The organism is Phenylobacterium sp. (genome assembly GCF_030698145.1).
Classification (GTDB): domain Bacteria; phylum Pseudomonadota; class Alphaproteobacteria; order Caulobacterales; family Caulobacteraceae; genus Phenylobacterium.
Map to the genome: position 1 here is coordinate 1 of NZ_JAUYNW010000037.1, position 19,011 is coordinate 19,011.

Annotated in this window: 23 protein-coding genes; 11 read left to right on the forward strand and 12 right to left on the reverse strand. The window is 68.5% G+C overall.

All coding sequences use genetic code 11. The features are described from left to right. From Q8Q77_RS04265 to Q8Q77_RS04275, 3 genes are all read left to right on the forward strand, one after another. Positions 1 to 204 (forward strand): hypothetical protein (locus Q8Q77_RS04265; RefSeq protein WP_305581508.1); only part of this gene is annotated, 204 nt, incomplete at its 5' end. An 80-nt stretch (positions 205 to 284) separates the two neighbouring features. Then, positions 285 to 959 carry a hypothetical protein gene (locus Q8Q77_RS04270; RefSeq protein ID WP_305581510.1) on the forward strand — a complete coding sequence of 225 codons (675 nt, stop codon included), beginning with the start codon at positions 285 to 287 and terminating at the stop codon, positions 957 to 959. Between the two features lie 184 nt (positions 960 to 1,143). After that, positions 1,144 to 1,704 carry an MltR family transcriptional regulator gene (locus tag Q8Q77_RS04275; protein WP_305581512.1) on the forward strand — a complete coding sequence of 187 codons (561 nt, stop codon included), beginning with the start codon at positions 1,144 to 1,146 and terminating at the stop codon, positions 1,702 to 1,704. A 98-nt stretch (positions 1,705 to 1,802) separates the two neighbouring features. Here Q8Q77_RS04275 and Q8Q77_RS04280 read toward each other — a convergent pair whose 3' ends face one another. Both Q8Q77_RS04280 and Q8Q77_RS04285 read right to left on the reverse strand, forming a co-directional pair. Next, positions 1,803 to 2,162, reverse strand: a complete 360-nt coding sequence (locus tag Q8Q77_RS04280) for a hypothetical protein (RefSeq protein WP_305581514.1) — start codon at positions 2,160 to 2,162, stop codon at positions 1,803 to 1,805. Between the two features lie 263 nt (positions 2,163 to 2,425). Continuing rightward, a complete protein-coding gene (locus Q8Q77_RS04285; RefSeq protein WP_305581516.1) occupies positions 2,426 to 3,037 on the reverse strand; it encodes a hypothetical protein in 612 nt (203 codons plus the stop codon). A gap of 135 nt (positions 3,038 to 3,172) precedes the next feature. On the opposite strand from Q8Q77_RS04285, the gene Q8Q77_RS04290 reads away from it, so the two are divergent. The 3 genes from Q8Q77_RS04290 to Q8Q77_RS04300 all read left to right on the forward strand — a co-directional run bounded on the left by Q8Q77_RS04290 (position 3,173) and on the right by Q8Q77_RS04300 (position 5,727). Next, positions 3,173 to 3,811, forward strand: a complete 639-nt coding sequence (locus Q8Q77_RS04290; protein WP_305581518.1) for a transposase — start codon at positions 3,173 to 3,175, stop codon at positions 3,809 to 3,811. 27 nt (positions 3,812 to 3,838) lie between these two features. After that, complete coding sequence (locus Q8Q77_RS04295; RefSeq protein WP_305581520.1) at positions 3,839 to 4,153, forward strand: hypothetical protein; 315 nt, start codon at positions 3,839 to 3,841, stop codon at positions 4,151 to 4,153. 101 nt (positions 4,154 to 4,254) lie between these two features. Next, positions 4,255 to 5,727: a serine hydrolase gene (locus Q8Q77_RS04300; RefSeq protein ID WP_305581522.1), complete on the forward strand. Its 1,473-nt coding sequence runs from the start codon at positions 4,255 to 4,257 to the stop codon at positions 5,725 to 5,727. Position 5,728: 1 nt separating this feature from the next. Here the strand turns inward: Q8Q77_RS04300 and Q8Q77_RS04305 are convergent, their stop codons facing one another. From Q8Q77_RS04305 to Q8Q77_RS04330, 6 genes are all read right to left on the reverse strand, one after another. Then, the gene (locus Q8Q77_RS04305; protein ID WP_305581524.1) at positions 5,729 to 6,502 is read right to left on the reverse strand and encodes an SDR family NAD(P)-dependent oxidoreductase; all 774 of its coding nucleotides are present in this window, start codon (positions 6,500 to 6,502) and stop codon (positions 5,729 to 5,731) included. 58 nt (positions 6,503 to 6,560) lie between these two features. Next, positions 6,561 to 6,956, reverse strand: coding sequence for an MmcQ/YjbR family DNA-binding protein (locus tag Q8Q77_RS04310; RefSeq protein WP_305581526.1), 396 nt, complete (start codon positions 6,954 to 6,956; stop codon positions 6,561 to 6,563). A gap of 83 nt (positions 6,957 to 7,039) precedes the next feature. Next, positions 7,040 to 7,447, reverse strand: a complete 408-nt coding sequence (locus Q8Q77_RS04315; protein ID WP_305581528.1) for a GFA family protein — start codon at positions 7,445 to 7,447, stop codon at positions 7,040 to 7,042. A 71-nt stretch (positions 7,448 to 7,518) separates the two neighbouring features. Next, complete coding sequence (locus Q8Q77_RS04320) at positions 7,519 to 8,448, reverse strand: AMP-binding protein (protein WP_305581530.1); 930 nt, start codon at positions 8,446 to 8,448, stop codon at positions 7,519 to 7,521. Between the two features lie 65 nt (positions 8,449 to 8,513). Next, positions 8,514 to 9,161 carry a ParA family protein gene (locus Q8Q77_RS04325; protein ID WP_305581532.1) on the reverse strand — a complete coding sequence of 216 codons (648 nt, stop codon included), beginning with the start codon at positions 9,159 to 9,161 and terminating at the stop codon, positions 8,514 to 8,516. An 83-nt stretch (positions 9,162 to 9,244) separates the two neighbouring features. After that, positions 9,245 to 10,252 (reverse strand): CorA family divalent cation transporter, encoded by a 1,008-nt coding sequence (locus Q8Q77_RS04330; protein WP_305581534.1) that lies wholly within the window; start codon positions 10,250 to 10,252, stop codon positions 9,245 to 9,247. Between the two features lie 83 nt (positions 10,253 to 10,335). On the opposite strand from Q8Q77_RS04330, the gene Q8Q77_RS04335 reads away from it, so the two are divergent. Further along, positions 10,336 to 10,743, forward strand: a complete 408-nt coding sequence (locus tag Q8Q77_RS04335) for a GFA family protein (RefSeq protein ID WP_305581537.1) — start codon at positions 10,336 to 10,338, stop codon at positions 10,741 to 10,743. 57 nt (positions 10,744 to 10,800) lie between these two features. Further along, positions 10,801 to 11,184 (forward strand): hypothetical protein, encoded by a 384-nt coding sequence (locus Q8Q77_RS04340; RefSeq protein ID WP_305581539.1) that lies wholly within the window; start codon positions 10,801 to 10,803, stop codon positions 11,182 to 11,184. Here Q8Q77_RS04340 and Q8Q77_RS04345 read toward each other — a convergent pair. Both Q8Q77_RS04345 and Q8Q77_RS04350 read right to left on the reverse strand, forming a co-directional pair. Then, positions 11,165 to 12,253 carry a phosphatidylinositol-specific phospholipase C1-like protein gene (locus Q8Q77_RS04345; RefSeq protein ID WP_305581541.1) on the reverse strand — a complete coding sequence of 363 codons (1,089 nt, stop codon included), beginning with the start codon at positions 12,251 to 12,253 and terminating at the stop codon, positions 11,165 to 11,167. The two genes, Q8Q77_RS04340 and Q8Q77_RS04345, sit on opposite strands and share 20 nt — an antisense overlap. A 47-nt stretch (positions 12,254 to 12,300) precedes the next feature. Beyond that, entirely contained in the window at positions 12,301 to 12,795 is a 495-nt protein-coding gene (locus Q8Q77_RS04350) for an NUDIX hydrolase (protein WP_305581543.1), read from the reverse strand. Positions 12,796 to 12,912: 117 nt separating this feature from the next. On the opposite strand from Q8Q77_RS04350, the gene Q8Q77_RS04355 reads away from it, so the two are divergent. Further along, entirely contained in the window at positions 12,913 to 14,547 is a 1,635-nt protein-coding gene (locus Q8Q77_RS04355; RefSeq protein ID WP_305581545.1) for an EAL domain-containing protein, read from the forward strand. Positions 14,548 to 14,549: 2 nt separating this feature from the next. Continuing rightward, entirely contained in the window at positions 14,550 to 15,053 is a 504-nt protein-coding gene (locus tag Q8Q77_RS04360) for a GNAT family N-acetyltransferase (protein WP_305581547.1), read from the forward strand. A gap of 5 nt (positions 15,054 to 15,058) precedes the next feature. On the opposite strand, the gene Q8Q77_RS04365 is transcribed toward Q8Q77_RS04360, so the two are convergent. After that, positions 15,059 to 16,879, reverse strand: coding sequence for a DUF885 family protein (locus Q8Q77_RS04365; protein ID WP_305581549.1), 1,821 nt, complete (start codon positions 16,877 to 16,879; stop codon positions 15,059 to 15,061). Between the two features lie 188 nt (positions 16,880 to 17,067). On the opposite strand from Q8Q77_RS04365, the gene Q8Q77_RS04370 reads away from it, so the two are divergent. After that, positions 17,068 to 18,084, forward strand: coding sequence for a fatty acid desaturase (locus Q8Q77_RS04370; protein ID WP_305581551.1), 1,017 nt, complete (start codon positions 17,068 to 17,070; stop codon positions 18,082 to 18,084). 31 nt (positions 18,085 to 18,115) lie between these two features. On the opposite strand, the gene Q8Q77_RS04375 is transcribed toward Q8Q77_RS04370, so the two are convergent. Beyond that, positions 18,116 to 18,775, reverse strand: a complete 660-nt coding sequence (locus tag Q8Q77_RS04375) for a choice-of-anchor C family PEP-CTERM protein (protein WP_305581553.1) — start codon at positions 18,773 to 18,775, stop codon at positions 18,116 to 18,118. Positions 18,776 to 19,011 lie beyond the last annotated feature (236 nt).

A 19,011-nucleotide genomic window follows, 5' to 3' on the forward strand; every position in this document is an offset into this window, starting at 1 on the left:
AACGCCGATTGCCCAGTCACCTTGGACGCTCCTTGTTTCATGATTCCGTCAACCCAACCCGACCGGCCCAACAATTCGCAACCCGTCGTCGCAACAAGACGTACGTGGTTTGTTCTGGGTTCACAAGATGTTCTTTTTGGCACGACAGAAGGGGTGCGTCCGGTTTTGACGCATGCAATGATGAAGGCGGCGGCCGCTAGATAGGTTTGGCTTCGAGCATCGCGAGGGGCACTACGCGCCTAGTTCGATTTACAGGCGGCAGACTGTTGCTAAGAAGAGACTGGATGGCCCGAAAGCCCATACCGCCAAGCGTGCAGACCAACGTTCTCGTTCAGTCGAGACGCCGGTGTTGCATTTGCTATGGCTTGAACCGAGATGCCACGCTCAAGGCTGGTCAGATCGCGCACGTTGATAACGACAGCTCAAACAGCGCTGAAGACAATCTCGCCTTCCTTTGCCTAGAACACCACGACGAGTACGACAGCCGTACAAGCCAGCGGAAGGGCCTAACCATCGGCGAGGTGAAGCAGTTCCGATCCGAACTTCACGACGCCATCGGGAAAGCTTTTTCGCTTGAGGTCCACTTCGGGAACGTCACCGTTCCGAAGGAGGACCCCTATGCCGGTCAGTTCATCCGCATTGGGACTGCCAGCGACAGCGCGGACATCAAAATCACGCCAATCGAAGACGGCCTTGAGGGCTCGCCACGGTACGCGGTCACGGGCTTTGCGCTGTGGGGCAGAGGCCGCGAGTATGGGCCAAACATGGGCGAGATGAGCTTCATCGGTACGTTGGTCGATGGCGAGATTAGCTACTCTCATGACGCGCGACGCGACGATGAACCCCACACGGTCACGCTCACATTCGACGGGGACCGGTTGTTCGTCACCGAGGAAAATTGGATCGGCACCTACGGAATGAACGTCCACTTCATGGGCGAGTATCAGAGGGCCGAATGACGACCGCCACGGAACCTCGGGGCACTGTACTAATTGACGCCCCAGAAGCGCAGGTGGAAGCTGGCGGCAAAGAAATTAGTATAGTGTCCCCGAATTGGACCCCCGTGAAAGTGGCGACGTCTTCAGCGTGCGGAGAAGTAGCTGATCGCGTGCCTGGTCGTCAGAATCCTGCAAGGGTTCGTCCATGGTTTGGATATCCAAGAGCGACGCAGAGACCGTCGCCATCCAAGAACTTACCGCGCTACCTCCGCGCGCGGCGGCCATCGTGGGCGTGGCGTTAGTTCACTCTCGAATAGCGACGATGGTTGCGGCGAAGTTTCCCAACGACGGCAATACCAAGAAGGGGCTGTTCCGAGAAAATGGGGCTCTCGCGGGCTACGACACCCAAACCAAGATGGCGTACGCCTTCGGCATCATTTCTGACCGAGCGCTTCGCGACTGCCAGCGGCTCGGGAGAGTGCGCAACTTGTTCGCGCACAACCTCGAAGTCGCCGATTTCAAACACCCTCTTGTAGGGCCGGAATGCCTGGAGCTTGAGCTTGTAGAGCGCCACCTTTTTCCTCAGGGCGAAGAGTCAGCGGACAGGAGCATTTCGCCCAGAAGCTACATTGAAAATTTGGCCGAAAACCTCGCCGACAACCGCAACCGCTTCCAGCTGACAGCGATGCTGGTCACTTCAAGTCTGACGCCGTTGATCCAAGCTGGCGGCGTCCAAAAACCTGCGGTCCGACGCGTACTGATTTGATGGCAGGGATAATTCGGGAATTTTGGGGACACTATACGTAATTCGAGCGCGCTCGGCGCAGGTGCAGTGCTGAATCGCGGTTACGGTGACAGTGCATTCTATTCAGCGCCCGCCGCCTTCGCCGCGGGTCCTCGCTTGCCTGGCCTGAACGACCGGCCGCTCTCGCGCTCCAGGCCCGCGATGAACGCCTCGCCCCCCAGGGGCCGACCGATGGTCTCGGCGCGGCGCAGCCGCTGGGACAGGGCCTCGCCCTCCTCCGCCGCGATCAGCTCGGCGAAGTTCGGATAGCGCGACAGCACCGGCTCGCGCGCGGTCAAGCCGTCGTCGGCGACCTGGCCCAGCTGGACCTGCACGCTGGGCCAGGGCCAGTCGACCGCCCGCTCGGTCAGCCGCGCCCGAACCGGGTTGAGCGCCACATAGCGCAGGGCGGCCCCCAGATGCGCCTCGTCCATCGACACGCAACCGAAGCGCCCCTGCCAGAAGTGTCCCGTGCGCTTGAGCCGCGCATGGATGTGTCCGGGGGGATTTCGGGGACACTATACTTAATTCGAGCATGCTCAGCGTACGTGCAGCGCTGACTCAGGTTCAAGCCGAAGCGCAGATACGAATTAAGTATAGTGTCCCCGAATTCACGCGAATTCACGTCACCCACCGGGGCAACCGCCGCGCCAGGGCGCATTTTCGGCAGACGGCGATGACGGGTAGCCAGCGTGGTGCCAAGTCAAGTTAGGTCCGAATTGCTAGGCTTGAAGGTAGTCGCCTTTGCTATGACCTCGTCTAAGAAATCGACGTAGGCCTCGGCCAAGCCCGCGACACTCCGGTCGGAGATTGGATTGCCCAAGTGCGTTTCTGGCACTGGATACTCGCCGCTCCGAGTTCGAACTGGCTTCAATTCAATTCGCGTGCGCGAGTAACCAGTCACTACCCCCGCCGTTGGGGTGACGCTGATCTGGCCGTCCCCATCCACGTGGAATTGCATGGCGAAGTCGCCAATTGAGTGGGCGGTGATCTCAATATGTCCGGGCTCCGCGTCGACAACCCTGCGCAATCCATGACTTTGGGCGTCACGCGCTTGGCCAAGATACCGAAGCAGATCGTCGTTCTTGACGACATGTTTGACGCCTCCGAACCAACCGTTCCCAGCGCTGCCCCTTGCGCCCATCTCGAGCAGGACCAACGCTCGACGACCGTGTTCGAGGATGTCCGCCCAAGCATTTCGCTGCGCATTCAGATCATTCTTCCACGCCTTCTCGCTCAAGCTTCGCAAGAGCTTGGAAGCGTGCCGGGCGCGTTCCAACTGCTCATGCGCCTGCTCAATGGCTCTTGGATCCATAGGGTACTTATGGCGCGCGAGGGGGATTCTGTGGAGGCCTCGGGAATTTCGGGGACACTATACTAATTTGACTCCCCACCTCCCGCGCGCCAAGTTCGCCCCATGGCAAGGCTGGCTCGAGTCGTAGCGCCCGGCGTGGCGCATCACGTCACCCAGCGGGGCAACCGCCGCCAGACGACCTTCTTCTCCGATGCGGACTACGCGGTCTATCGCGACCTGCTGGCGGAGGGCTGCCGCGCGGCGGGGGTGGAAGTCTGGGGCTATTGCCTGATGCCCAACCACGTCCATCTGATCCTGGTCCCCTCCAGCGAGGACGGCCTGCGCGCGGCGCTGGCGGAGACGCACCGGCGCTACTCCCGCCGGATCAATGAGCGCGAGGGCTGGACGGGCTATCTGTGGCAGGGGCGGTTCGCCTCGGTCCCCATGGACGGGGCGCACCTGCTGGCCTGCGCGCGGTATGTGGAGCTCAATCCCGTGCGCGCCGGGCTGGCGGCGGCGGCGGCCGACTGGCCCTGGTCCAGCGCCAGGGCGCACCTGGCCGGCCGCGACGACGGGCTGGTGGCGACCGCGCCGCTGCTGGGCATGGCGCCGGACTGGCCAGAATTCCTCGGGGCCGGGCTGGACGAGGTCGAGCATCGAGCGATCCGGGGCGGCGAGCGTACAGGACGGCCGCTTGGGTCGGCGGACTTCACGGCCGACCTGGAGCGCCAGTTGGGTCGACCCTTGGCGCCTCAGAAACGAGGACGGAAGCCGAGGGGCGAGAAATTAGTATAGTGTCCCCGAATTAGGAGCCCCCGGTATGTGGAGCTCAATCCCGTGCGGGCGAGGCTGGTGGACGCGGCGGCCGACTGGCCCTGGTCCAGCGCCCGGGCGCACCTGGCCGGGCGCGACGACGGGCTGGTGGCGACGGCGCCGCTGTTGGGCATGGCGCCGGACTGGACGGAGTTCCTGGACGCCGGCTTGAGCGAGGCCGAACACCGGGCGCTGCAGCGCGGCGAGCGCACCGGGAGGCCGCTGGGATCGGCTGACTTCACCGCCGACCTGGAGCGTCGGCTGGGCCGAGCCCTGGCGCCTCAGAAACGAGGGCGGAAGCCGAGCGCCGAGAAATTAGTATAGTGTCCCCGAATTAGAGCCATCGGGCATATGCGACAGCCCTGGCGCCAAAGGCGGTGACCGCGCCGATTGCGACGCCTAGGGTGGCGTCGGGGGCCGGGCACATGAAGATCAAGACCGCGTTCGGACGCTCGATCGGGGTGGCCCTGGCCTGGCTGGCGGCCGTGGGGCCGGCGTTCCCGCAATCCGCGCCGCGCGCGGTCGAACAGGCCGAGGCCCTGCGCCTGGCCGACGCCTGGCTGGAGAGCATCGCGGCCTATCAGAACATCCCGGCGATCTCAGCGGGGGTGGTGGCCGACGAGCGGTTGGTCTGGGCGCGGGGCTACGGGACGCTGGACGCCGCCCACAAGGTGGCCGCCACGCCGCGGACCATCTATTCGATCTGCTCGATCTCCAAGCTGTTCACCTCGGTGGCGGTGATGCAGCTCTACGAGGCCGGCAAGGTGCGGCTCGACGAGCCGGTGACGACCTACCTGCCCTGGGCGAAGCTGACGTCCGCGGAGGCCGACAGCGGGCCGATCACCCTGCGCGCCGTGCTCAGCCATTCCGGCGGCCTGCCGCGCGACGCCGACCTCCCCTATTGGACCGCGCCGGACTTCACCTTTCCCACCCAGGCGCAGCTGCGAGGGGCGGTCGGCGCTCAGGCCTCGGCCGGTCCGGCGTCGCGCTACTACCGCTACAGCAACCTCGGCCTGACCCTGGTGGGCGAGACGGTCGAGGCGGTCTCCGGCCAGGCCTATGGCGACTACATGCAGGGCCAGGTGCTTGGCCCCCTGGGGCTGGCGGACACGCGGACCTCCATGCCCACGGCGCTGCAGGGCGTGCGGCTGGCGGTGGGCTATGGGGCGCGCAAGCGGGACGGCTCACGCGACCGGCTGGCGGCCTTCGATGCGCGGGCGATCACGCCGGCGGCGGGCTACACCTCCACCGTCGAGGACCTGGCGCGGTTCGCGGCCTGGCAGCTTCGGCTGCTGCGCACGGGGTCGGCCGAGGTGCTCAAGGCGTCGACCCTGCGCGAGATGCAGCGGGTGCAGTTCGTCGATCCCGCCTCCAAGCGGACCCGGGGGCTGGGCTTCGCCATCTCGACCCGGGGCGGGCAGACCTTCGTCGGGCACGAAGGCAACTGTCCGGGGCACCAGTCGGTGCTGAGCCTGGAGCCCGCGAGCGGCCGCGCGGTGATCGTGATGAACAACGCCTCGGAGTCGCCGGAGCCCTGGGCGGAGGGGATCTTCGCGCTGCTGGACAAGCGCAAGGGCTTTGAATTCGAGGGCGCCCTGCCCGCCGTCGACCTGGAGGCCTATGCGGGGCGCTATTCCGAACAGCCCTATGCGGCGGAGTCGGTGATGGTCCCCTGGGCCGGGGGGCTGGCCTATGTGGTCCTGCCCTCGAGCGCCCCGGCCGCGGAGCTTCAGCTCCTCAAGCCCAAGGGCGGCGACGTCTTCCGGCGGGTGCGCGACGACGGCAGCGAGGCCGACGAATTCCGCTTCGTGCGCGACGCGTCCGGCAAGGTCGTGCGCTTCATCTACGAGGGCAATCCCGTCGCCAGGCTGCCGCCGGTGGCCGGCGGACGGCCGTAGCTTACTTGGTCTGGCCGCCGTCGACGGGCAGGACCACGCCGGTGACGAAGCTGGCCACGGGGCTCAGCAGGAAAGCCGCGGCGACGCCGATCTCGTGGGGGGCGCCGAAGCGCTTCAGGGGCACTTCGCGGTTGATCCAGCGCAGGATCTTCTCGCCGCCCGGGCCCTCCGAACGGGTCTCCCAGTCGCCGCCGGGGAAGATGATGTTGCCGGGCGCGATGGTGTTGACCCGCACCCCATGGCGGCCGACCAGGGCGGCCAGCTCCTTGCCCATGTGGTTCATGGCGGCCTTCGACGTGCCGTAGGTGAGCGGGGTGCCCAGCGCCGCACCGCCGGCGATGGAGCTGATGAACAGCACGGAGCCTTCGCGGCGCTCGGTCATCGGCTTCAGCACGGCGCGGGCCAGGCGGTAGGCGGAATCCAGGTTCTGGACGAAGCCCGCGTCCCAGGTCTCGTCGTCCACCTCGAAGCCCGGCGGGCAGGGATAGAGGCCGACATTGGCCACCGCGCCCCAGATGGGCCCGACCTCGGTCTCGATGGCGGCGATCATCTCGTTCAGCACGGCGCTGTCGCGCAGGTCGCCGGCGCGGACCCAGACCCGGTCCTCGCCGTACTGGGCGGCCAGGCGGTCGCGCTCGGCCATCAGCGGCCCCTCCCCCCGCGCGGCGAAGGCGACGCGCGCGCCCTCGGCCAGGCAGGCCTCGACGATGCCCAGCCCGATGCCGCGGCTGCCGCCGGCCACGAAGACCACCTTGTCGTTGAGCTGCAGATCCATGGGGCCTCGGGGGTTTGGGGGGAATCTCGCCGTGACCCTAGAGGTCGATGTCGAGATTTCAAACACCTGTTTGGCTCGATCCCTCCACCAGCCGCCCCAGCCGCTTGGGCGCCATGGCCACGTAGCTCTGCTTCATCCAGCCCTGCAGGGTGGGGATCTCGGACAGGACGTCGTCGCCGGGACCGAAGTGGGCGATGACCCAGTCGTGCTGCTTGTACCAGCCGCGGCTCTCGCGGACGAACCAGAGGTCCTGGACCATCTCGAAGGAGATGGGCAGCTTGACGATGACCGTCAGCTCGTCCTTGGCCTGGGCCTTGTCGCTGAAGATGACGAACATCTTGCCGCGGACGCGAACGACGCGGTTGAAGGCCCAGGCCAGGCCCACCTCGGTTTCCGGCAGGGTCAGGCCGTAGGCGGTGAGCTCGGCTTCCGCGCGCTGGTGGGGCGTGGTCATGGCCGAGTCCTAGCCTTCCTGGACGATGACGTCGCCGGCCTTGCGCCCGAGCGCGAGCGCCTCATGGAGAAACGTGCGCTCGCTCAGCTCTCGGAGGCCCTGACCGGATGGCCGGGGAACTGCTTGGCGGCGTCGCAAATCTCGTACCAGGCGGGCTTGTCGGCGACGAACTCGTGGAAGCGGTTGCGGACCACCGGATCGTCGTCGAGGCAGTTGGCGGCGACCGGGAAGCTGTCGTGCTCGGACTCGATCTCGCCGAGCGCCGTGCCGCAGGCCCGGCAGAAGCAGCGGGCATAGGTGAAGGGCGGCTCCGGCGCGTAGCGGACGACGCTGTCGCGCCCTTCCAGCCACCGGAAGTCCTCGCGGCGGACGAAGACGAATGTCGAGGCGCCCAGCTTGCGGCACCGCGAGCAGTGGCAGGTCCCCATCATGGTGGGCGGCGCGGTGAGTTCGAACCTCACGGCCCCGCAGCAGCAGCTTCCCCGGATCATGCGCGCCTCGTCCTTGTCCAAGGCGCCACTATGCCAAGGGCTGCTGACGGCATGGTGTCAGCAGCCGACGCTCAGATCTGGCGGCCTTCCCAGTACTTGTCGCGGAGCAGGCGCTTGTAGAGCTTGCCGGTGGGCAGGCGGGGCATCTCCTCGATGAAGTCGATGGAGCGCGGGACCATGTAGCGGGCGAGCTTCGCACGGGCGTAGGCCAGCAGTTCTTCAGCCAGCGCCGGGGTCGGGGCCTGGCCCGGGGCGGGTTCGATCACCGCCTTGACCGCCTCGCCCATCTCCGGGTCGGGGACGCCGAACACCGCCACGTCGGCGACCTTGGGATGGGTGACCAGGGCGTCCTCGATGGCCTGGGGATAGATGTTCACCCCGCCGGCGATGATCATGAAGCTCTTGCGGTCGGTCAGGTAGAGATAGCCCTCGGCGTCCAGGTGGCCGACGTCGCCGAGCGCGTTCCAGTTGGCGTGGTCGGGGTGGCGGGCGGCGGCCGTCTTCTCCGGGTCGTTGTGATACTGGAAGGTCGGCGCCTCGCGCTCGAAATAGACCAGGCCGGTCTCGCCGACCGGCAGCTCCGCGCCGTTCTCGTCGCAGATGTGCAGGACGCCCAGCGCCGCGCGACCGACCGAGCCCGGATGCTCCAGCCAGTCCTGGCTGGTGATGAAGGTCGAGCCCGAGGCCTCGGCGCCGGCGTAGTACTCGTAGAGGATCGGCCCCCACCACGCGATCATCTGGCGCTTGACCTCCACCGGACAGGGGGCCGCGGCGTGGATCGCCACCTGGTGGCTGGAGAGGTCGTGGCGGGCGCGGACCTGCGGCGGCAGCTTCAGCATGCGCACGAACATGGTCGGCACCCACTGGCTGTGGGTGACGCGGTGGCGTTCGATGAGGGCCAGGGCCTGTTCGGGATCGAACCGCTCCATCATCACCACCGTTCCGCCGAACGACTGGACGCTGCGGCGCCGGTCTTCTGCGGGGCCGGGCGTCGGCGCCAAGTCAACGTCATCGCGGCGGCCATGTCACCCGTGACGTCGGGGCGCCTACGTCGGCGGAAAATGGTCTAGCCCGCCACCCGGCGCGGGAAGGCGATGTGGTGGATATAGGCCCAGAGCTCGGCGATCTCCTGGGTGGCGGCCAGGTCGCCGGTCTCCTCGGCCGAGCAGCCGGTCTCCAGGGCGCGCTGGTAGACCAGCCGCGAGCGGATGATGGTGGGCGCGACGGGCTGTTTGAGGACGGCGAGCGCGCGCAGGGCGCGGCGCACAGTGGGCGGCTCCACGCCGCCCCGCGTCGGCGGGGCCTGGTTGACGACGATCAGCACGGGCTTCTTCAGGCGCCGGATCATGGCCACGGACTCGATGGCCGCGGCCAGGTCCAGATAGGTGGGGCGGACCACCAGCAGGCAGAGGTCGGCCAGGACGATGGCGTTGGCGCATTCCTCGGCGACGCCCGCGGGGGTGTCGATGACCATGACGTCCGTGCCCTGGCGCACGGCGCTCATCTGCAGATCATAGAGCCGGGCGCTGGCGACGCCGGTGCGCTCGGGGCCGAGGGACTGGCGCGCGCGCAGGGCCTCGATGGCCGAGCGCTGCGGATCGGCGTCGGCCACCAGGGTGTAGAGCCCGCGCAGGAAGGCCGCGAGCGCCAGGTGCACGCCGATCGTCGTCTTGCCTGAGCCGCCCTTGCGGGCGACCAGCGCGATTGTGAACATCCGGTCTCCCTCCTTGGAGGGACCTGGATTAACGGCGCAAGGCCGCCAAGCGTTGCATTGGGGCTTGGCACGGCCCCGCGGACCTAGGGCATGATCCGCATCCGGCGCAGCACCAGCCAGGCGCCGCCCACCACCGCCAGGCAGAGGGCCGAGGCCGCCGCGAACCCCGCGCTGTCCTGCGCGAACGGGATGCCCGACAGGTTCATGCCGAAGGCGCCGACGATCAGGGTGGGCGGGATCAGCAGGCTCGACATGACGGTGAGCGCGCGCATGCTGCGGTTGGTCGCGCTGGTGATGCGGGTGTCGAGCTCCTCATGCAGCAGGCGGGCGCGTTCCTGCAGGCTGGCGGCCTCGCGGTCGAGGTCCTCGGCCTCCTGCGCCAGGCGCGAGAGCTGCGGGGGCAGGATCGCCACGACGTGAGCCTCGCGCGGGGTCATGGCCCGGTGCAGGGCGCTGCGCAGGCCCAGATACTCCCGATGGTCACGCGACAGGCCCCGGCGCAACGGGCCGAGCTTGACCCCGTCCAGTTCGCCGGAATCGGCCAGCATGCGGTCCTCGATGCGGTCCAGCGCCGCCGCGACGGTGTGCAGGCGGACCTCGGCGAGGTCCACATAACGCTCCACCAGGCGGATGACGGCCTCGGCCGGCGAGGCCAGCGCCGCGCCGCGCTCGGCCTCGCGCCGCACCTCGTCGACCACGCACAGGGCCTGGCGGCGCGCGGTGACCAGCCGCTTGGCGCTCATGGCGAACATCAGCCGCCCCACGCCTACCGCCGCCCCGTCCAGGTCGCGCTCGAAATCGGGCAGGACGCCGAAGGCCCAGTCGCCGGCCAACTGGATCTGCACCCTCTGCTCGGCGCGCAGGATCAGGTCGCGGGCCGCCGCGGGCAGCTCGGTGAGCTGTTCCACATGAAGCCGGGCGCGCTGGTCGCTGAGCGGGAAATGGGTCCAGACCCAGTCCTGGCCGGCCAGGGCCTGGTCGGTGAGCGCGGACGCAAGGCCCTGGCGGAAGGCGTAGGCCCAAAGGAAAGCGCCCGCCTGGGCCATGGTCAGCTCCCCGCGCCGCATGGCGAGAGCCCATCCTGCCGCCATTCTGTGACGATCCGGCGTCGGACGATAGCGCCCGGGCGAGACTCAGGGCTATGACCGGCCCAGACCCGCGAAAGGCCTCCTCCATGCACACTGGCTCCTGTCTCTGCCGGGCCGTCCGTTTCGAGGTGGCGGGCGAGCTCGCCCCGATCCAGGCCTGTCATTGCGGCGATTGCCGCAAGGCCCAGGGCGGCGCTTTCGGGACCAATATCCCGGTGGCCACGGCCAACTTCACGCTGCTGAGCGGCGAGGCCGAGCTCACCGCCTACGAGTCCTCGCCGGGCAAGGAGCGGGTGTTCTGCCGCCGCTGCGGCGGCCCGGTGTTCAGCCGGCTGAAGAGCAAGCCCGAGGTGGTGAGACTGCGCGCCGGAACCCTGGACGAGCCGGTGGCCGCGGAGCTGGGCTCCCACGCCTACGTGGCGTCCAAGGCGAGCTGGTGGCCGATCACCGACGACCTGCCCAGCCATCCGGGCGAACGGCCCGCCGAAGCTTAGCCAGAACCCGCCCTGCGCCGAGCGCGTTCCGGACCCCGACGGGTACGGAGGAACGCAATGCGAATGCTGATGAGCCTGGGGGTCGCGGCCGCCCTGGTCCTCGCCCCCGCCACGGGCTTGGCGCAGGACGAACCCAAGCCGGAGAAGGCGAAACCCGGGTTCCTGGAGACCGTGGGCGGGGCGGTCGGCGGCATCGTCGCCTCCAGCGCCGGGACCGCGGCCGGCGGACCGCTGGGCGGCGCCGCCGCTGGCATGGCCGGCAAGAAGGTCGGCAATGGGGTCGGCGGCTTTGTCGGCAAGATCTTCAAGCGCAAGAAGGCCGAGCCCCCCATGGAGGTCGCCGAGGCGCCTCCGCCCCCGCCGGGCCACATCGCCTCGGCGCCGCTGGACGTGCCGCCGGTCGAGGCGCCCGCGGACCTGCCTATCGGGACGCCGGACTGACCCGGGCCACGCCGCCGCCCGGCAGGTGAGCCTCGTAGGAGCCAAGGCGTGGGTCGGGCTTCATGTAGTCGGTGGAGACGTACTGCGCGCCGGCGGCGAACGCCGCCTCCTGGCGGCTGCGGTCGCCGGTGCGGGCCTCGTTGGTGTCGGCGTCGGCGCGGGTGCGCACGATGAGGCCCGCCCTGACCGCCGCGGCGATGCGCGCGGCCTGTTCCTTGGGCTCGTTCAGGGTGATGTAGGCGGCGGCGGGCGAGGCCTCGTCGATATTGACGAACATCACCCGACCCTCCAGCGACTTGCGGTCGCCGCGATAGAGGTCGACCTGGTTTCGCGGCGCGTCGAGGGCGAACATCACCTTGCCGCGCGCGGCCTTCAGGGTCGGCCAGGCGTGGGCGAGCGCGGCGTCGCGCAAGGTGGCGTAGCGACCCTGGATCTGGTCGGGCGTGATCAGGTCGCCGGGGGCGAAGACCGACCGGATCTCGGCGTCGACGGCGTCCATCGCCTGGGCGTCGAACGTCACCGCCTGGACGGCGCCGGGGACGTTCAGCCCGCCCTCCTTGAGGTTCAGCAGGATCAGCAGCGGCACGTGGTCGGGGTGGGCCTTCGACCAGGCGCGGATCTCGGCCAGGCAACCGGTGAACAGCGGGCAGCTCGAGCGGTAGTCGATGTCCTGGGCGTGCATGACCTTGAGGCCCGGACCCTTGAGCGGGGCGAGGTCGTAGGGGACGTCGGGGGCCATCTTCATGCCCAGCGGGTCGGCATAGCGGCCGCCCTGCGGATCGTTGAGCACGTCGATCTCGAGCTGGCGGGCGCCGGCGGCGAGCTGGTCGCTGAGCGGCGGGTGGGCGTAGTCGATATTGGCCGCCTCCTTGGCGTTCACCGCCCGCAGCATCGCCATCTGCTTGGGTGAGATCGCCTGCTTGTAGGAGTTGTGGGTGCCGATCGCCTGGATCTGGTCGATGCGCAGGGTGTCGACCTGGCGGCGTTCGCAGTTCGGCGCGCCGGACGGGGCCTCCAGGTCGCACTGGGCGGCGACGGCGAGGGCGGCGGCGAACAGCGATGCGAGCATGGGGATTTCCCTAACGCCTCTGCGCGGCGCCTGAGCGACAGTCTCGCCTAGGTCTTGACCCGCGTCATGGTGACATCGAGCGGCGGGTCGGGATAGCGGCCGGCGGCGATGGCGGGGATCAGCTCGAGGAACCGTTCGGGATAGATCTTCTCGGTCAGGCCCGCGAGCTGCGCCATCGTCCACCAGCGTACGTCGTCGATCAGCTCGGTCTCGTAGTCGGCCCAGCCGTCGCGACAGGGCTCGCCGCCGGGGCAGCGGGCGACGAAATAGCTTTCCCGGAACATGACCCGCTCGCCGGTGACGAGATTCCCCTCCCCGCTGCGCGTCCAGACCACCGGACCGAGCTCGATCTGCGTGAACCCGGTCTCCTCGACGACCTCGCGATGGACGGCATCGATCAGGGTCTCGCCCGGGTCGACGCCGCCGCCCGGCGTATGCCAGGCCGAACTGGAGGGCCGCCCGCCCGGCATGCGGCCGCGCATGAGCAGGATGGATCCCGCCGCGTCGAACAGCAGCACACGGGCGGTCAGGCGGTCGCGCATGGACGAGCTATAGCCGCAACGGGACGAGCCTGTCGCCAGGGTCGAGCGCGAACATTCTCAACGCCAAATTAAGGCCAGTCGGAACAAGGTGTTGGCTGTATCGCATGGAGAGCCGCCTTGCAGCTCAGCCCGCAACGACTGCTCGGTTTCGCCTTCGCGAGCGCCGACCTCCTGCTGGAGATCGCCCCGGAGGGCAAGATCGGGTTCGCGATCGGCGCCAGCGAGGCCCTGTCGGGCTCCGCCGAGACCGCCCTGGTCGGCCGCGCCTGGCGCGACTTCATCGACCCCCGCGACCGTCCCATGGTCGAGGCCCTGCTTTCGGGCCTCAAGGACGGCGGGCGCGGCGGACCGGTGGTGGTGACCCTGGCCGGTTCGGCCGGCGCCAGCGAGCGCGCCGCCTCGTTCACCGCCTTCCGGATGCCGGGCAATGACGGCGCGATCTCCTGCGCCTTCAGTCGCGCGGTGGCCAAGGTCATGCACGGCCTGCACGACAAGAACTCCTTCGAGGCCGCCACCGCGGCCCTGATCGCCACGGCGCGGGCCACCGGCCAGGAGCTGGAGCTGGCGCTGATCGAACTGGGCGGCCTGGGCGCGCTGAAGAAGCTGCTCAGCCCCGAGGCGGCCGCGGCGCTCGACCAGCGGCTGAACGGCGCGCTGCGCGCCCAGTCGCACGGCGGCGGCGGCGCGGCCGACCTGGGCCATGACCGCTTCGCCGTGGTCCGCCAGAAGGGCGACGGCGTCGACGCCCTGGTCCAGCGATTGATCAAGCTGGTGGCCATAGACCCCAAGCACGGCGTGGCGCCGCAGGCCCGCGCCATGAGCCTGATGGGCGACGCCGCGCCCGGCCAGGTCCTGCGCGCGCTGCGCTTCTCGCTCGACAGCTTCATCAAGGAGGGCATGGACGCCGAGCCGTCCCTGACCCTCGACGAGGCGGTCAGCCGCTCGGTGCAGCGCACCCTGGTGGATGTCGGCGCCCTGGGCGAGGCGGTCAACGAGAAGCGCTTCAAGCTGGTCTTCCAGCCGGTGGTGAACCTCAAGGCCAACGCCGCCCTGCACCATCATGAGGTCCTGGTCCGGTTCGGCGACAACGCCAGCCCCTTCCCGATGATCCGCATGGCCGAGGAGCTGGACCTGATCGAGCCCCTGGACATCGCCGTGGTCGAACAGACGATCGCCAGGCTCGTCGCCGATCCGAAGCTGAAGCTGGCGGCCAACATCTCCGGGCGCACCATCGGCAGCCCGGCCTTTGTCGAGGCGGTCAAGTCGATGCTCGCCAGGACCCCCGAGGCCTGCGGCCGGCTGCTGTTCGAGATCACCGAGAGCGCGGCCATCGACGACCTCGCCGTCGCCGACCGCCACCTGAAGGCCCTGCGCTCCGAGGGCTGCCTGATCTGCCTGGACGATTTCGGCGCCGGGGCGGCCTCGCTGGCCTATCTGCAGCAGCTCACCCTGGACATCGTCAAGATCGACGGCCGCTACATCCGCGAGCTGCAGCACGGCGGGCGCGACGCCAACTTCATCCGCCACCTGGTGACCATGTGCTCGGAGCTCGGGGTCAAGACCCTGGCCGAGATGGTGGAGAACGCCAACGCCGAGGAGGCCGTGCGCCGCGCCGGCGTCGACTTCGCCCAGGGCTGGTTCTACGGCGCCCCCGCCGAGACCCCCGAGCAGCCGGCCGGCGCCGCTGTCGACACCCTGGCCCACGTCAAGCCCGCCGCGCGCCGGATGGGCTCGGTGGAGGGCTGGGGTTAGGTTTGCACCAGCCGGGCTTCGAGACAGCGCGGCTTGTCCTGCGCCCGCGCATCCGCGCCGACCTGGATGCCTGCGTCGCCATCAACAGTGACCCAGAGGTCATGCGTTACCTGGGCGACGTCTGGCCGCCGGAGCGCCAGCGCGAGCATCTCAGCCGCCAGATCGACGCCGATCTCGGTCCGGGCCTTGGCTACTGGAGTCTGTTCGCGAAGGCCGCGCCTAGTGAGCTGCTCGGCTGGGTTTTGTTGTCGCCCCTGCCGCAAACCGAATACATCCAGCTTGGCTATCGTTTGCGACGCGACGCGTGGGGGGTGGGTCTAGCCACTGAAGCAGCCACGGAAATCGTCGCCCACGCTTTCGAGACGCTGCGCCTCACCCGCCTTGCGGCATGGGTTCATCCTGAAAACCTGGGCTCTCAGCGGGTGCTCGCCAAGCTGGGCTTCGCCGATATCGGGGCGTACGAGGTGGGTGGCAGGGCCGAACGCCTCTACCGCCGCCTCGCCTAAGACCGTCAGGCCTTCGCCACCCACTCCCCGAGGTTCCGCTCCAGCACGGTCATGGGCATCGAGCCCGACAGCAGGGCCGCGTCGTGCCAGGCCTTCAGGTCGAACTTCGGTCCCAGCCTGGTCTTGGCCTCCTGGCGCAGGCGCGCCCAGACGGTGTGGCCGACCTTGTAGCTGGTGGCCTGGCCCGGCGAGCAGCAGTAGCGCTCCACCTCGCGCAGGGCGCGCGAGCGGGGATAGCCGGTGACGCTGACCATGTAGTCGACAGCCTTATCGCGGCTCCAGCGCTTGTGATGCAGGCCGGTGTCGACCACCAGGCGCGAGGCCCTGAACAACAGCGACTGCAGATAGCCCGCCTGGCCCAGGGGATCGCCGGAATAGACGCCCATCTCGTCGGCGAGCTGCTCGGCATAGAGCGCCCAGCCCTCGCTGAAGGCCGAGAAGCCGCCGCCGGCCCGGCGGATGATCGGGATCGCCTCGCTCTCTTGGGCGAGCGCGATCTGCAGGTGATGACCGGGGGTGGCCTCGTGATAGACCAGGGTCGGCAGGTTGTACTTCGGCCACTCGTGGGTGTTCTTCAGGTTGATGAAGAAGGCCGCCGGGCGCGAGCCGTCCAGCGCTGCGCTCTGGTAGTAGCCGTTGGACGCGCCGTCCTGGATGAAGGCCGGCACCCGCTTGACCGTCACCTGCGCCTTGGGAAGCGTCGCAAAGGCCTGGGGCAGGCGCGCGGCGATGGCGGCCACCTGGACGTTGAGGTCGGCGATCAGGGCCGCGCGGCCCTCGTCGGTGTTGGCGTAGAGCTGCTTGGGATCGGCGTTGAGCGCGGTCAGCCGCTCGGCCACCGTGCCGGTGGTCATGCCCTGGCCCTTGAGGATCACGTCGAGGCGCGCGGTGATGTCGGCCACCTGGTCGAGGCCCATCTTGTGGATCTCCTCGGCTGAGAGGTCGGTGGTGGTCGAGGTCTTCAGGCCGCCCGCGTAATAGGCCGCCCCGTCCTTCAGCTTCCAGACCCCGGCGTCGGAGGTCGCCACGGCGCGCGCCGCGGTCATGGCGGCGATCTGGCGGTCCAGGGCCGGGAAGATCTCGCCGGTCACGATCTGGGTGGCGGGCCCCGCATAGTCGCCGGTCAGGTTGGCGGCCTTGGCCTTGCCGGCGATGGAGGTGACCATGATGGTCGCGGCGGCCGGCTGGTCGCGCAGGGCCTTCATCTGGCCCAGCGCCAGGTCGCAGATGAAGTCGGGGGGCACGACGCCTCCGGCGACGTCGGCCTTCATCCGATCCAGGTCCTGGTCCATGGCGACCGCGAAGGCCTTGAGGCGGGCCAGATAGGCGTCGGCGTCGGCCGCCGTGGCCACCCGGTGCTGGTTGTCCAGGAAGTCGGGGATGCCGCGATAGACCCCGTTCTGCTGGCTGACCACATAGGGGCTGAAGCGCCCGCCGGCCGAGCCGAACTTGAACCGGTCGCCGGCGGCGAGCGCGTTCTCCTGGCCGTAGAGCACGGTGTCGAGGTCGACCTTGGCGGCCGGCGACAGGGCGTTGCGGTCGATGGCCTTCAGGGCCCCGACCCGGGCGCGGGTCTGTTCCAGGCGCCTGGCCCGGCCCGCAGCGGAATAGTCGTCCAGCCGGCTCTTCAGCGGCGCGCGCGCACCCTTGTCGAGGCCGAGCGAGGTAGCCCGCTCGGGGCTGTCGTCGACCATCTCCTCGAAGATGGCGTCCAGCAGGGTCCGCAGCCTAGCGTCCTGGGTTCCCTGGGCCAGGACAGGGGTCGTGGCGATAAGGGCGCCGGCGGCGGTGGTCGCGAGGAATGCGCGACGGTCCAGACGGGTCATGATCAGGCCTTGGCGTTACAAGTGTGACGGGACCCTATGGGGCGGTATGCAAGCGCGGCAAGACGACGGCGTGGCGCCACGGATTAATTCGGCGTAATGCAGGGCGAGCGCCTTAACGAGCCTGTCGCAGAAGCACCCCATTCTGCGCCTAGCCTGGCGCCGACCCCCATTCTGGAAGCTGCTCCGACGTGACCGAGACCCAACCCGCCGACTGGAATCGCAGGCTCGCCCCCTATAGGCGCCCCAACTGGCGCCGCAGCCTGTTCGAACTGGTGCTGACCGCCACGGCGCTCGGCGCGCTCTGGACCTTGGGCTGGGTGGCCATGCATTTCGGCCTCTGGTGGCTGGCCCTGCTGCTGACCGTGCCCGCCGCGGCCTTCCTGGTGCGGCTGTTCATGATCCAACACGACTGCGGCCACGGCTCGTTCTTCGAGGCCAAGGCGGCCAATGACTGGGTCGGCCGCTCCATCGGCCTGCTGACGCTCACGCCTTACGACTACTGGCGCAGCACCCACGCCCAGCACCACGCCACGTCGGGCAACCTGGACCGGCGCGGCCTGGGGGTGATCGAGATGCTGACGGTGGACGAATACCTGGCGCTGTCGCCCGCCAAGCGGCTGGGCTACCGACTCTATCGCAACCCGGCGGTGATGTTCGGCCTGGGCCCCACCTTCGTGTTCTTCATCCAGCAGCGCCTGCCCTTCGGGATGATGAAGGCCGGCTGGAAGCCCTGGGTCTCGACCCTGGGCAACACCGCCCTCATCGCCGCGGGCGTGGCGGCGATGATCTGGCTGCTGGGCCTGGCCCCGGTCATGCTGGTCAACTTCACCACCATGGTGATCGCCGCCACCATCGGGGTCTGGCTGTTCTTCGTGCAGCACCAGTACGAGGGCGTGGCCTGGTCACGCCAAAAGGACTGGAAGCGCGACGAGGCGGCGCTGATGGGCTCATCCCACTACGACCTGCCCCAGCCCCTGCGCTGGCTGACCGCCAATATCGGCATCCACCACGTCCATCACCTGTCCAGCCGGATTCCGTTCTACCGCCTGCCCCAGGTGCTGAAGGACCATCCCGAGCTCAAGGGCATGAGCCGCATCGGCCTCAAGGAAAGCTTCAAGAACGCCCGCCTGGCGCTCTGGGACGAGGCCGCCCAGCGGCTGGTCTCGTTCCGCGAGATTCGCGGCCGGGCCGCGGCGGCGGCCTAGGGAGGTCTAGGCCGCCGCCAGCGCCGTTCGGTCAGGCCGGGACGAGACGCCTGCGGCGGGCGTCACGGACCACCAGCCCGATTCCGCCGAAGCCCAAGATCATCATCGCCCAGGTGGCCGGCTCGGGGACCACCGAGATCGAGATGTTGTCCAGGGCCGGCCCATAGGGCGAGTCCGTGGCGGACGCGAAGACCAGGGTGGACGAGGTGTCGAAGGCCGTGAACGTGTAGTCGTAATAGGTCCAGCCCATGCTGGCGCGGGTGTGGGCCGGGGTCACGGTGAAGATGTCGATCTGCGGCAGGGAGCCGCTGATCGAGGTCACCGCGATCTTGCCCTCATCCGGGCCGTCAGGATTGCCGGCCAGGGCGAACGACACCTTGTAGGTCACGCCGGCGACCGTGGTGATGGTCTGCGCCACGCTGCCCTCGCTCAGCATCGAGAGATCGACGCTGCGTTCGCCGTCGGCGGCCTCCCAATAGGTGCCGACATAGTCGACGCCGCCGCCACCGACGGTCCAGCCGCTGATCGAGGTGCTGTCCAGGGCGGCGAGCGAGACGAAGCCGCCGGCCGGGATCGGCACGCCCGTTTCGAAGCTTCCGTTGACGATGACCGCCGCAATGGCCGCGGTCGAACCCAGGCTCGCGGCGGCCATCACGGCCGCGCCGCACAAAAGTGTCTTGTTGATATTCATGCCCAGCCTCCAAGCTCACGGAGACCCGGCGCCATGCTTGGCCGCGACCACATCAAGAGGTCGCTGAAGGCGCTCCGTGGTTGTGAAAAGTTAAAGCCCAGTTTTCGCGCCCAGCAACCGGTTTCTCCAATTAAGAGACTCGGATCGCGAAAACTTGAGGACGACCGCTTCCCAGGAAATTTTCTCGACATCTTCTTATGGGTCCCCAGGCGCTGCTTCCATCCTAGGTAGTGTCC